Annotated in this window: 10 protein-coding genes; 8 read left to right on the top strand and 2 right to left on the bottom strand. The window is 56.8% G+C overall.

Translation table 11 applies throughout. From position 1 onward, the window contains the following. Positions 1–25: 25 nt before the first annotated feature. The 6 genes from hemA (at position 26) to ACR0NW_RS07655 (ending at position 8,072) form a co-directional block, all read left to right on the top strand. Positions 26–1,249, top strand: coding sequence for a 5-aminolevulinate synthase (gene hemA, locus ACR0NW_RS07680; RefSeq protein ID WP_170651994.1), 1,224 nt, complete (start codon positions 26–28; stop codon positions 1,247–1,249). Between the two features lie 130 nt (positions 1,250–1,379). Further along, on the top strand, positions 1,380–2,603 hold the full coding sequence (locus tag ACR0NW_RS07675; protein WP_480449862.1) for a helix-turn-helix domain-containing protein: 1,224 nt from the start codon (positions 1,380–1,382) through the stop codon (positions 2,601–2,603). A gap of 69 nt (positions 2,604–2,672) precedes the next feature. Continuing rightward, on the top strand, positions 2,673–3,794 hold the full coding sequence (gene ispG, locus ACR0NW_RS07670) for a flavodoxin-dependent (E)-4-hydroxy-3-methylbut-2-enyl-diphosphate synthase (protein ID WP_480449861.1): 1,122 nt from the start codon (positions 2,673–2,675) through the stop codon (positions 3,792–3,794). 4 nt (positions 3,795–3,798) lie between these two features. After that, on the top strand, positions 3,799–4,269 hold the full coding sequence (locus ACR0NW_RS07665) for an N-acetyltransferase family protein (protein WP_480449860.1): 471 nt from the start codon (positions 3,799–3,801) through the stop codon (positions 4,267–4,269). A gap of 111 nt (positions 4,270–4,380) precedes the next feature. Continuing rightward, complete coding sequence (gene gntH / locus ACR0NW_RS07660) at positions 4,381–5,670, top strand: guanitoxin biosynthesis MBL fold metallo-hydrolase GntH (protein WP_480449859.1); 1,290 nt, start codon at positions 4,381–4,383, stop codon at positions 5,668–5,670. Positions 5,671–6,038: 368 nt separating this feature from the next. Further along, the gene (locus ACR0NW_RS07655) at positions 6,039–8,072 is read left to right on the top strand and encodes an acyltransferase family protein (RefSeq protein ID WP_480449858.1); all 2,034 of its coding nucleotides are present in this window, start codon (positions 6,039–6,041) and stop codon (positions 8,070–8,072) included. A gap of 89 nt (positions 8,073–8,161) precedes the next feature. Here ACR0NW_RS07655 and ACR0NW_RS07650 read toward each other — a convergent pair whose 3' ends face one another. After that, positions 8,162–8,920 (bottom strand): DsbA family protein, encoded by a 759-nt coding sequence (locus ACR0NW_RS07650; RefSeq protein WP_480449857.1) that lies wholly within the window; start codon positions 8,918–8,920, stop codon positions 8,162–8,164. Continuing rightward, on the bottom strand, positions 8,917–10,296 hold the full coding sequence (locus ACR0NW_RS07645; RefSeq protein WP_480449856.1) for a M48 family metalloprotease: 1,380 nt from the start codon (positions 10,294–10,296) through the stop codon (positions 8,917–8,919). The genes ACR0NW_RS07650 and ACR0NW_RS07645 overlap by 4 nt, the downstream gene beginning before the upstream one ends. On the opposite strand from ACR0NW_RS07645, the gene ACR0NW_RS07640 reads away from it, so the two are divergent. Together ACR0NW_RS07640 and ACR0NW_RS07635 are read left to right on the top strand one after the other, a co-directional pair. After that, on the top strand, positions 10,295–11,467 hold the full coding sequence (locus tag ACR0NW_RS07640) for a pyridoxal phosphate-dependent aminotransferase (protein WP_480449855.1): 1,173 nt from the start codon (positions 10,295–10,297) through the stop codon (positions 11,465–11,467). The two genes, ACR0NW_RS07645 and ACR0NW_RS07640, sit on opposite strands and share 2 nt — an antisense overlap. Positions 11,468–11,533: 66 nt before the next feature. After that, positions 11,534–12,754 carry an N-acetylmuramoyl-L-alanine amidase gene (locus ACR0NW_RS07635; RefSeq protein ID WP_480449854.1) on the top strand — a complete coding sequence of 407 codons (1,221 nt, stop codon included), beginning with the start codon at positions 11,534–11,536 and terminating at the stop codon, positions 12,752–12,754. Positions 12,755–12,818 lie beyond the last annotated feature (64 nt).

The raw sequence follows: 12,818 nt of genomic DNA, 5'->3' as shown, positions 1-12,818 counted from the left end.
CGGTCGAACGACCAAGGAGGAATCGGTGAACTACACAGCTCAGCTCGATAGTGCGATCGCCAAGCTACATGAAGAAGGCCGGTACCGGACTTTCATCGATATCGAACGCCGCAACGGCAATTTCCCTCATGCGGTCTGGACGCGTCCGGATGGGTCCGAACAGGACATCACCGTGTGGTGCGGTAATGACTATCTGGGCATGGGCCAGCACCCGGTGGTGCTTGAGGCGATGCACGATGCAATCGATGCCACCGGCGCAGGGTCGGGCGGAACCCGGAACATTTCGGGCACCACTGTGTATCACAAGCGGCTCGAAGCCGAGTTGGCGGATCTGCACGGCAAAGAAGCCGCGCTGTTGTTCACCAGCGCCTACATCGCCAATGACGCCACGCTGTCAACTTTGCCCAAGCTTTTCCCCGGCCTGATCATCTATTCTGATGCGCTGAACCATGCCTCGATGATCGAAGGTGTGCGTCGCAACGGCGGAGCCAAGCGAATCTTCCGTCACAACGATGTCGCCCATCTGCGCGAGTTGCTTGAGGCGGACGATCCGTCCGCGCCCAAGCTGATCGCCTTTGAATCGATTTATTCGATGGACGGCGATTTTGGCCCGATCGAAGAAATCTGCGATCTGGCCGATGAATTTGGTGCGTTGACGTATATCGACGAAGTTCATGCAGTTGGCATGTACGGACCGCGCGGTGGCGGCGTTACCGAGCGCGACCGGCTGGCCCATCGCATCGACATCATCAACGGTACACTGGCCAAGGCATATGGCGTGATGGGCGGCTATATCGCGGCAAGCGCCAAGATGTGCGACGCGGTGCGGTCCTATGCGCCCGGCTTTATCTTTACCACGTCGCTGACGCCTTCGGTTGCGGCAGGTGCGGCGGCTTCGGTTGCCTTTCTCAAGCGCGCGCCCGAACTGCGCGAGCGGCACCAGACGCAGGCCAAGATTCTGAAACTGCGTCTGAAGGGGCTGGGATTGCCGTTGATCGATCACGGCAGCCACATTGTTCCCGTCATGGTTGGAAACCCCGTTCACACCAAAAAGTTGAGTGACATGCTGTTGGAGAGCTTTGGAATCTACGTGCAGCCTATCAACTTTCCTACCGTTCCACGCGGAACCGAACGGTTGCGATTCACGCCGTCCCCGGTGCATGGCCCGGACGAAATGAACCGATTGGTGAATGCTTTGGACGAACTTTGGTCACATTGTGCGCTAAATCGCGCCGAACTTGCCGGTTAACCTCACGCTATAGTGTGCAACTCGCTTGCAGCGTGTTACTCTTGAAGTAACAAAAGAGTTGGTCGAATCGTTTTGGGGACGAATCGCCATCCGGCGTGGAACACGCGACAGGCAAAATGGGGCAGCAAGAATGATAGGGCGCAGGACACAGCGCGAATCCGACGACACCGAAAACGTCAAGCCAAAGGGCTTTGATGATTTTGAGTTGCGGCTTGGCGATGTCATGCGAGGCGAGCGTGCGACGATGGGAAAATCGTTGCTGGATGTTCAACGAGAGTTGCGGATCAAGGCCAACTACATCGCTGCCATAGAAAACTCCGACCCCGACGCATTTGATACACCCGGCTTTATCGCCGGGTATGTGCGTTCTTACGCCCGTTATCTGGGGATGAACCCGGACGAAACGTTCGCGACTTTTTGCAAGGAAAGCGGATTTGAAGTGGCGCATGGCATGTCTGCCGAAGCGTCTGTTGTCAGAAAGTCCAGCGACAGCCTGCCATCGCGCGGCCCTATGGGCCGTGACCCGTTCATTTCGCCAAACACGCCGTTCGTGCCCGGCAAAGAGTCCTTTTTCAACCAGATCGAACCAAGGGCCGTGGGGTCCTCACTGGTGCTTTTGGCCCTGATCGCGGGCATGGGATATGGCGGATGGGCCGTGTTGAAAGAAGTTCAGCAGGTACAGGTCGCGCCTGTTGAGCAGGCGCCTGTCGTGTTGTCGGATCTTGATCCGCTGGATGAGGCGCGGAACCGGTCCGATGAAATTCAGACGGCTGGCCCGATAGCTCCAGCAAGCGACGCACTGGATCGGCTATATCGCCCGCAGGCGCTGGATGTCCCGGTTCTGGTAGCCCGTGACGCACCAATTTCGACGCTCGATCCGCGCACCGTTGGCACGTTCCGCTCGCCGGAACTGCCTCAGGTACATCAGGTACAGACAGCAGCGATTGAAATTGTTGAAGAAAACGTCCTTCCGCAGGTTGTGGAGGATCTTGAGCCGTCGTTGAAAATTGTAGCTGTTAACCCTGCCTGGATGCGGGTGAGCAGCGCAGATGGCAGCATCTTGTTTGAGGGCACATTGGGCACCGTCGAGCAGGGCAATGTCTTTGAGGTGCCGTTGACCGAAGAGGCGCCGCAACTGCGCGCCGGGGCCGCCGGGTCCGTGTATTTCGCTGTGAACGGTCAGCACTATGGCCCTGTCGGTGCGCCGGGGACTGTGGCCAAAGGCGTCGTCCTGACACCTGACTCTGTTACCGAGGTATTCGCTGAGGCAGACATGAGTTCGGACGACAACAGCGCCCTGAGGCAACTGGTTGCCGAGTTGCAGACCGAAGCGACCGAAGCGCCCACCGAGTAATCTGTCATTGCGGTGACCCGGTCGCCGAACTATCTAAAGTGCAACCGGAGCAGACGCGGACCCGTTCCCATGTCCATCAATCACGTGCGCCCTTGGCGCGATATCTATCGTCGTAAATCCCGTCAGATCATGGTCGGTAATGTGGCCGTTGGCGGCGATGCACCCATTGCGGTGCAGACGATGACCAACACTCTGACCACGGATGTTGCGGCAACGGTCGCACAGGTTCAGGCCGCTGCTGAGGCGGGCGCCGATATAGTGCGGATCTCCGTCCCGGACGAAGCGTCGTCGAAAGCGCTGAAAGAGATCGTGCGCGAAAGCCCCGTGCCCATCGTGGCAGACATTCATTTCCACTACCGCCGAGGGATCGAAGCGGCTGAGGCTGGCGCTGCCTGCCTGCGGATCAATCCGGGCAACATCGGTGACGAAAAGCGTGTGAAAGAGGTCATCAAGGCCGCGCGCGACCACAATTGCTCAATCCGGATTGGCGTGAACGCGGGCAGTCTGGAAAAACATCTGCTTGAGAAATATGGCGAACCGTGTCCTGAAGCGATGGTTGAAAGCGGATTGGAGCATATCCGTATTTTGCAGGACAACGATTTTCACGAATTCAAGATCAGCGTGAAAGCCAGTGACGTATTCCTGTCCGCCGCTGCCTATCAGGGTATTGCCGAAGCCACAGACGCACCGATCCATCTGGGTATCACCGAGGCCGGGGGGCTGGTGTCTGGCACCATCAAATCCGCAATCGGTCTTGGCAACCTTCTGTGGATGGGCATCGGTGACACGATCCGCGTCAGCCTGTCAGCCGATCCGGTCGAAGAGGTCAAGGTTGGCTTTGAGATCCTGAAATCCCTTGGCCTGCGCCATCGCGGCGTCAACATCATCTCGTGCCCGTCCTGTGCGCGGCAGGGTTTCAACGTCATCAAGACCGTGGAAGCACTGGAAAAACGGCTGGAACACATCAAAACACCGATGAGCCTGTCGATCATCGGCTGCGTCGTGAACGGCCCGGGTGAGGCGCTGATGACCGATGTGGGCTTTACCGGTGGTGGGGCAGGGTCGGGCATGGTCTATCTGGCCGGAAAGGCCAGCCACAAGATGTCGAACGATAAGATGATTGATCACATCGTCGAAGAAGTTGAAAAGAAGGCGGCAGAGATCGACGCAACGCGGGAAGCTGCCGAATAGGGAAATGGAAGGTCTGACCATATCGCACGCGACGCCCGAGGATTTGCCTGTGGTGCAAAAGATTGCGCGCGAAACCTTGCGTCAGACCGCCTCGGTCTTTCTGGGAGAAGAAACCGTTATCGGGTTCATCGACAGCGGTCAGTCGGACGCCGAAATCGCCGCTCATCTGCCAAACCTGTACGTCGCACGTGTGTACAGCCGGATTGCGGGATTTGTGATCTACTGGGAAGGTTTCCTTCACCTGATGATGGTGGATGTCAGGCTGCATCGAACAGGCGTCGGAACGGCGATCCTTGCGTGGTGCGAGGCACAGATACGTGCCGCAGGGCATGATCGCGCGCAATTGGAAACCTTTGTCGGCAACGCTCAGGCGATTGGGTTTTATCTGCGAAACGGGTGGGCCGAGACAGGTCGCGACGGCCCGGAGGCCGGTGATTTTGCTAAAGCAACGTTCGAGAAGTTTCTGAAATCATAGACATTTCAAAGCTGACCTGATGCGGATGAACCGGACGCCGGGCAATTAACTATCGATTTCAAAAATTTTATTATATTATTGGAATTTGTTTATGTCTGTGGGGGAAATCTTATGAAACTACCCGAATGGAGCAATTATTCCGCTTTTATCGCAAGCTTGCTTTTGATTGCCGGTACGGTCCCGACCCAGCCCTTGCACGCTCAGGAAGCTGAGGCTGAGGTATCTCCGCTAAATGTCAGAGACCGACCGAGGGACACGTATTACCCCAATACAGAAGATTTGATGTCGGACGAAATGCGAGTCATCGCCTGTGGCACCGGGATGCCCACAACCCGGGCGGCACAGGCGGCAGCCTGCTTTCTTGTCGAACTGGGAAATGGAGATAAGTTCTTATTCGACATCGGTTCGGGCTCGGCAGAGCGTATCTCGTCATTGCAGATACCTTATAACTATCTGGACAAAGTGTTCATCGGACACCTCCACACCGATCACTTTGGTGCGTTGCATGATCTGTTTGTTGGTGGTGCCTTAATGGGGCGCAATGTGCCTCTTCGTGTTTGGGGGCCAAGTGGTGCAGTGCCGGAACTCGGGACCGCATATGCCCTGGACGGTATGCAGCGAATGTTGACCTGGGATCTGGCCGGGCGGGCAGGCGCCACCGATCCCCGAGGGTATTTTCTAGAGGTTAACGAATTTGACTATACTGGTGAAAACCAGATCGTTTTTGAAGAAAACGGAGTTGTCATTCGTTCCTTCCCGGCAATCCACTCCATAGACGGCTCAGTCAGTTATGCGTTGGAGTGGAACGATCTGAAGTTCGTTTTCAGTTCTGACACTTACCCGAACAAGTGGTTTATCGAATATGCCAAAGACGCCGATATCGTCATTCATGAGTGTTTTGTGGCGGTTCCGGATATCGTGAACAAGATGCGGTTTACACCAGAGTCCGCGCTGATCGTTGGCACGCAGATCCACACGGCCCCGGAAGCGTTCGGGAAAGTCATGTCAGAGATTCAGCCCCGTATGGCCGTCGCCTATCACTTTTTCAATGACTGGGACACAACGACCGCTGTTTATGAGCGTGTGCGTTCCACCTACGATGGGCCGCTAAGCTTGGCGAACGATTTCATGGTCTGGAATGTGACCAAGGATGACATCAGGGTTCGTATGGCCCACACCGAAGAACAGACCTGGTCGCCGCCTCTTGCTGCGCCGGCCCAACCGCCGAACCCTGAAGATCGTGAAACCTTTGCTACAAACCGGGGTTTGCCGGTCGAGGCCGTCGGTTACACGGACTTCATTGCCGAAGGTGTCTGGGACGTCGACGATGTTCTTCGCCCGATATTCGAGGAAGCGTCAGAGGCATTGGGTCGCGACTTTCCTTATCCCGGCGACGAATAGCACACAGGCAGACCACTTCAGGCGCTGTTGCGGGGCAATCGGTAACGCACCCGCGGCGGGCCTGTCTGAACCAATATGTGAAAAATACAGCTAAGCCACAGTGTGTTTCGGGGAAAACCCAAAACACCAAGGCCCTGCCACGCTTTGCGGTCTCGGGACATTAGAGATCGGGTATGTCTGCGGTTTTTCCCATAACGCATTGAACACGGGAAGGGCGGTAAATGCGGCCAGAGCACACGCAATTTTTCGGAATCCTTGCCGCACCGTCTTTCGCATAGGAAAACACCGGAAATCTGGGTATCTCCACGAAACGTAGGTATTCGTTACCGACGATGGATGAATTCTGACAAACAAGGAAAAAGACATTCATGGGGCAGTTCCGGCAGGAAATCCACGGGTTGCGGGCACTGGCAGTCATGCTGGTTGTCGTTTTTCATGTCTGGCCCGAGGTCTTGCCCGGCGGGTTTGTCGGTGTGGACGTTTTCTTTGTGATCTCAGGATTCCTAATAACCGGCCAGCTGCTGCGCGAGCATTCTGACACCGGTTCTGTCGATCTGGCGCGGTTCTGGCAGCGGCGGATCAGGCGTCTTTTGCCCGCCGCATCCCTTGTGCTTTGTGCATGTGTACTGCTGACTGTCAGCTTTTTGCCGAAAGCACTTTGGAAACAAACGGTCTCGGAAATTATAGCCAGCGCGTTTTATGTGCAGAACTGGTGGCTCGGATTTGAACAGGTCAGCTATTTCGCGGTGGAAAACCAGCCAACCATGGTTCAGCACTATTGGTCGCTTTCGATTGAAGAGCAGTTTTACCTGCTGTGGCCGATCATTCTGATCGCTTCTTTTCGTTTTTTTCGACGCGGGAATGGTGCGGCTGCGCAGACCCAGGTGTTTTTCTGGGCGGCTCTGGCGGTACTTGTCCTGTCGCTGGCCTATTCCGTAGCGGCCACCGCGAATTCGCCCGGGCTGGCATATTTCTCGACCGGGACCAGAGCGTGGGAGTTTGCACTGGGCGCTCTGCTTCACGCGCTTCCCCGCGTCTCGAGCGCTGAAGGCAGGTACCGGTCGGTCCCGTTTGTCACCACGTGGTTTGGGATTGGCTTGATCGTTTTCAGCGCCATATCCTTTTCCGGTTCAACTCCATTTCCCGGAGTGATCGCCCTGATCCCGGTTGCAGGTACTGCGCTGGTCATCTGGTCGGGCAGTCAGCCGGGTGCCTGGTCCTGGTCCTCCATCAGCAGTTTGGGTTTGATCCGCTTTCTGGGAAATACTTCATACTCGGGGTATCTGTGGCATTGGCCGATCATCGTGGTATTCCCCTTTGTTTTTCATCGAAATTACGAACCACTGGAAGGGGTGGCCATCGTTGCAACGACGTTCTTGCTGGCATGGCTGACGCTGATCTTCGTAGAAAACCCGCTGCGCCAAAAAAAGGTGGGACCGGGCAGGATGGTACCCGTGTTTGGATTAGCTGCGGTTGCGATGCTCGTCCCGACAGTTGGTGGCATTCTGGCCCAACAGTACGTTCGTCGTCAGTTGGAAGCCGTCCCGTTTCTAGACAGGCCGTACTCTGTCGTAAGCGACATTCAGCACGATCTTGGCGTTACACTTGAGAAACGGGCGTGGCCTCTGACGGATCAGTCCGCAGGCAAGGATGCATTGCCCTCGGAATGGGTCGTTGACGGATGTCTGAATGTTCTATCAAAGGCAAAGCGTGAGACCTGCCAATATGGAAATGCGTCGTCTGACAGGAAACTGGCGCTGATCGGAGATTCTTGGGCCATACATCTGCTGCCCGCCATCCGCGAAGCCTATGGCGAAGACTGGAAAATACTTGTGCTCACTCTGGGCCAGTGCCCGTTGGCGGATGTAAGCGTTCACACCTGGAGCGAGACAGCAGAATTCGAGAGATGCGAAGAACACCGGGGGCGGGTTCTGGACATGCTCAGGACTGCCGAGCCTGAGCTTGTGATAGCGGCCGATTCCTCGATCAGCGCCTATCAACGGCTCATGTCCAAGAACGTGGATGAAGAAGGGCTTGCGGAAATGCGCGAGGGCACCGTGTCATTCTATTCAGAGCTTGTGAAAGTGGATTTTCCGCTGGTTGTTGTTGAATCGCCGCCACGGGCAAATTGCATGATTCAAAATCATGCCGTTCCTAACAAATGCGAACCGACGAAGGACACGCAGTTCGAAAGAAAGCTGGCGCTGATGAAAGTAGATGCGGCGGAAAATGCAGGGTTGCCGTTCCTCGATCTGACATTCTGGGTTTGCTCAAACGATTTGGTTTGCCCGCAACAGATTGGAAATCATTTGGTAAAAGCGGATGGTGGTCATTTTTCGGAAAGCTTCTCGCGCCGACTGGGTCCCGTTCTTCAACAGGCGATCGAAGTAAAATTGCAGTAGTCAATGCGCCTCGGCTGAACATCGGCGTACTTCGACACCTATGAAACAGCCCGGTTGAGTGGTCAGGTCAACCGGGCGTTCCGATAACGTCAGCTTTTGTCGGCGCGGACGCCGTTGGCGATGTTTTGCATCTGATCCGCCGTCAGATACCCGCGCAGCATTTCCGTCTCGAGCACGAAAGTCGGCGTTCCCGAGATTTGCAGCCGTTGCGCCAAAGCACGGGTTTTCGAGATTTCTTCGGTCACCTTGTCGCTGTTCATGGCGGTCATGATCGCATCGGTGTCCAGCCCAAGACCGTCCGAGATGCGGCGCAGGGTGACCTCGCTGATATCGCCGCCAAATTCCAACAATGCATCATGAACCTGCTTGTAGGCGTCATCGCCTGCGACGTGTTTTGTCGCCACGGCAAAGCGTGAGGATGTAACCGACGCCTCTCCGAGGATCGGGAATTCCTTGATGACCAACCGGATGTTGCCGTCTTCTTTCAGCAGGTTGTCCACCTCGGGCACGGCGCGGCGGCAGTAGCCGCAGCGATAGTCCATGAATTCGACCAGAGTTATGTCACCTTCGGGATTGCCGCCGACCCAGCTGAATCCGTCGTTGAACAATTCATCCGCGTTACTGGCGACCAGTTCCTTGTCCGCCAATGCCTCAGAGGCAGCCTGACGCTCTTCGAGGATGTTGATCGCCTCGATGATGACTTCGGGGTTTTCAAGCAGATACTCGCGCACCTGCGCGCCGAATTCGGCCTTTTCGGCGTCGCTCATCGAATTCAGGTCCAGAGACAGCGCGGGGCTGGACAGCATGGAAAGCCCCAGAAGGGCCGGGACGGCAAGTCTGATCATCATTTTCGTTTCTTCCTTTTCTGCGCGCGTTCCGATGCAATCAACACATCCTGAGCTCGTTGCCAACCCGGTGATCCTTCGGGCAACTGTCCTATGGCGCGCCTTGCGTGAATTCCGGCATCAATCAGGCGGCCCTGCAGGGCGAATCTTTCCGCCGTCACCGTCGATGCCATGCCGTTGTTTCCCAATTGTGAATAAGTAACCGCCAGATCCTGCATCAAGCGGCCGTTTCGATAGTCTCTTGCACGAGCTTTTTCAAGTACTTGTATGGCGTCCTTGAACTGCCCGGTGCCCAGCAGAGCCCGACCATACCCGGCCAGAATCAGTGCATTGTTTGGCGCCAGTTCCTGAGCTTTCCGATAGGCGGCAATGGCTTCGTTAACCCGGCGGTTCTCCAGCAGGATTTGCCCTTTCAACTCGTAATAATATGGATCGTCAGGCCGGATGGCCAAGGCACCGTCGATTGCCGCCAGTGATTTTGACAGATTTCGGTTTTGATGATGTGCCGATGCCTCGCGCATCAGACGGATATCGTCTTCTGTCTCTTCGTGGGCCCGGCGCAGCGTCCATGACGGAGAGCGCGTGAATGCCGAAAGCTTGCCTTTGACACGGGCAAACCAATAGTCGGCGTTCGGGTTTGCAGGGGCTCTGTCGCCGAATTCGTCCAGAAAGGCCTCGGCTGCGCGCAGACGGTCCCTACTCATGGGGTGTGATCTGAAATAGGGGTCCTGATTGGCGGAGGTCAGCAATTCCTGACCTGCAAACTTCCGCTGAAGCTCGACCATACCTTTTGGTGAAATGTCGGCCCACCGCAGATAACTGGCCGCAGAACGGTCTGCGGCGGATTCTTCGGCGCGCGTGTGGCTGAGGAAACCCCGCAGCGCAGAGCTTGCGGTTCCTGCCGCGATACCACCTGCGGCTTCACCACCCCCAGCTGCAGCGGCGACCAGAGCAAGTGCCGTGCCCAAGGTTGCATAACGCTGCGCGGCCTGCAGGTTGGCAGAGCGTCGGGCCAGATGGCCATTGGCGATGTGTGCTGCCTCGTGGGCGATCACCGCCTGCAGCATATCAGCCCTTTCAACGCTTAGGATAAGGCCGGTATTCACAAAGATCGTGTTGTGATCGATTACGAACGCATTGAAACGCAGGTCGTTCACCACCAGAACGCGGACCCGGTTTGTATTCAGGCCAGCAGCGCGCAGAACCGGGAACGCCAGTTCTTGCAGACCGTGTTCGATATCCGGATCACGAATAAGACCCTGCGCGCTTACCTGAATTGCACTCAAAAGCCATGCGGCAAGTGCCATAGCAAGGGCCGGGATTGACGCCAGCCGGGATAAGCGTTCAAAAGCCATGGCTGCAACATGGGAGAAGGGCATGAGAAACTCAAGCCGGTCCAAGGTCGATCCCTTTATCGTGATGGATGTGATGGAGGCCGCAAGAAAGGCCGAAGAAGCCGGCCGTCACATTATCCACATGGAAGTTGGCCAACCCGGAACCGGCGCGCCCAAAGGGGCGGTGGAGGCATTGGCGAAGGCCATGGGGGATTCTCCTTTGGGGTACACCGTTTCGCTGGGCATTCCCGAGTTGCGGCAACGGATCGCAAAGCTTTACGGCCAGTGGTACGATGTGGACCTTAACCCTGAACGCGTGATCGTCACGCCCGGTTCATCCGGTGGATTTCTGCTGGCGTTTACCGCCCTTTTCGACAGTGGCGACCGAGTGGGCATCGGCGCGCCCGGCTACCCCTCGTACCGCCAGATATTAAGCGCGTTGGGGTTGGTTCCGGTGGATATTCCGACGGCGCCGGAAAATCGGCTGCAACCTGTTCCTGCGGATTTGGCGGGGCTTGATCTTGCAGGTCTCATGGTGGCGTCGCCCGCAAATCCCACCGGCACGATGCTGGATCACGCGGCGATGCGGGCGCTGATCGAGGCGGCGCATGGGCAGGGTGCTTCGTTCATCAGTGACGAGATTTATCATGGGCTGGAATACGAGGCCAAGGCTGTCACAGCGCTGGAACTGACGGACGAATGCTATGTCATAAATTCGTTTTCCAAGTATTTCTCGATGACAGGCTGGCGCGTCGGGTGGATGGTCGTACCCGAGGATCAGGTTCGTGTTGTCGAACGCATCGCACAAAACATGTTCATCTGCGCCCCTCATGCCAGTCAGGTGGCGGCTCTGGCTGCAATGGAATGTGAGGACGAGTTGCAGGCCAATCTGGATGTCTATCGCCAGAACCGCAAACTGATGTTGGAGGGGCTGCCGAAAGCCGGGTTTACCAACATCGCACCGCCGGATGGTGCTTTCTACGTTTACGCGGATGTCTCGGACCTGACTGATGACAGCCGCGCCTTTGCGGCGGAAATACTGGAACAGGCGGGTGTCGCAGTGACACCGGGACTGGATTTTGATCCTGTGCGGGGCAATACAACGTTGCGCTTTTCTTATGCCCGGTCCACCGCTGATATCGAAGAGGGGCTTAAGCGGTTGCGAACCTTCATGACCGCGCGCGGTGCGATTTCAGCAGAGTCGGTCGAAGTCTAAGGCGTTCACAAGGGCTGCTGCGTGCTGTAGGCTCTATGACAAACGATCTCGGACCAAGCTGAGGCCATGAGCAGAATTCTTATTATCTTTGCGCTCTGGTGGGCGCTTGTCGGCGTGGCGCAGGCGCAGAATTTTAGCGCGCTGGCCCGTGTCGAACCCGCTGACAGCCGGATTGCCGAGGCCGGTTCTTCGGGCGTGCTGATGCAACTGGGCCTCAGTCAGGGGGTGCCCTACCGTGTGTTCACACTGGACGAGCCATACAGACTGGTTCTGGATTTTCAGGAAGTGGATTGGACCGGCCTGAATCCAGAGGAATTTCTGCAGACGAACCGTATCGAAGGGGTGCGCTTTGGCACCTACGTGCCGGGCTGGTCGCGCATGGTGCTGGATCTGGGGAAACCGCTTGCGGTCGGGCAGGCCGAGTTGCGTGTTGATACCGTGACAGGCGCGGCGGTTCTGAAGCTGGAGTTGCAAAAGACAGACGCCAAAGAATTTGCGGCAGGCGCCGGTGCACCCAACGATCCCAGATGGGACTTGCCGGAACCCGCTCAGGTCGGGGGGATTACCGGAGACCCTGCTGACCGCCCCCTGCGTGTGATGCTCGATCCGGGGCACGGCGGCATTGATCCGGGGGCCGAAGCGGGTGAAACCGATGAAAAGACGCTGATGCTGACATTTGCCCGCGAATTGCGGGAAATACTGCTGCGCGCTGAAGGGTTCGAGGTCGTGATGACCCGCGCGGATGATCAGTTTGTATCACTGGAACGCCGGATAGCGCTGGCGCACCGCGCTGGGGCGGACGTATTCATATCGCTTCATGCAGACGCCCTGTCCGAGGGGCTGGCCCATGGCGCGACGGTTTATACGCTGGACGAAGCTGCATCGGATATTGCCAGTTCCAAACTGGCGGAAAGGCATGACCGGGGCGATCTGATTTCAGGGGTCGATCTGAGTGGTGCGGACGATCAGGTTGCCGATATATTGCTGGACCTGGCGCGGCTGGAAACGCTGCCGCGAACCCGGTCTCTAGCACAGGCTTTGGCGGATGGGATGGGGCAGCAGGGCGGTCCGATGAACCGTCGGCCAATCCGAAAGGCGTCTTTCTCGGTGCTCAAGGCGGCGGACATCCCGTCGGTTCTTGTCGAGCTTGGGTTTCTGTCCAGCCCCAGAGACGTGAAAAACATCAAGAATCCGGAATGGCGCGCGTCGATGGCTAAAGGAATACATCTGGGGCTGGAAAAATGGCGTCAGGAGGATCTGGCCAAGAGATCATTGATTGGCCAGTGACCCTGCGGCGCAAAATGGCTAAAAAGCGCCTTCGTGTTTTGACCCTTGGGCGGGGCGGCACTAT

This window comes from Ruegeria sp. CF5 (genome assembly GCF_056537325.1).
The sequence above is the reverse complement of the archived record's forward strand: the minus strand, read 5'-3'. Positions and strand labels throughout refer to the sequence as shown.

What these genes read in the sequence shown, in the direction of transcription:
- ACR0NW_RS07665 (WP_480449860.1), top strand. Translation starts at nt 3,799, where the DNA reads ATGGAAGGTCTGACCATATCGCACGCGACGCCCGAGGATTTGCCTGTG.
- ACR0NW_RS07675 (WP_480449862.1), top strand. Translation starts at nt 1,380, where the DNA reads ATGATAGGGCGCAGGACACAGCGCGAATCCGACGACACCGAAAACGTC.
- gntH (WP_480449859.1), top strand. Translation starts at nt 4,381, where the DNA reads ATGAAACTACCCGAATGGAGCAATTATTCCGCTTTTATCGCAAGCTTG.
- ACR0NW_RS07655 (WP_480449858.1), top strand. Translation starts at nt 6,039, where the DNA reads ATGGGGCAGTTCCGGCAGGAAATCCACGGGTTGCGGGCACTGGCAGTC.
- ispG (WP_480449861.1), top strand. Translation starts at nt 2,673, where the DNA reads ATGTCCATCAATCACGTGCGCCCTTGGCGCGATATCTATCGTCGTAAA.
- ACR0NW_RS07640 (WP_480449855.1), top strand. Translation starts at nt 10,295, where the DNA reads ATGAGAAACTCAAGCCGGTCCAAGGTCGATCCCTTTATCGTGATGGAT.
- ACR0NW_RS07645 (WP_480449856.1), bottom strand. Translation starts at nt 10,296, where the DNA reads ATGCCCTTCTCCCATGTTGCAGCCATGGCTTTTGAACGCTTATCCCGG.
- ACR0NW_RS07635 (WP_480449854.1), top strand. Translation starts at nt 11,534, where the DNA reads ATGAGCAGAATTCTTATTATCTTTGCGCTCTGGTGGGCGCTTGTCGGC.
- ACR0NW_RS07650 (WP_480449857.1), bottom strand. Translation starts at nt 8,920, where the DNA reads ATGATGATCAGACTTGCCGTCCCGGCCCTTCTGGGGCTTTCCATGCTG.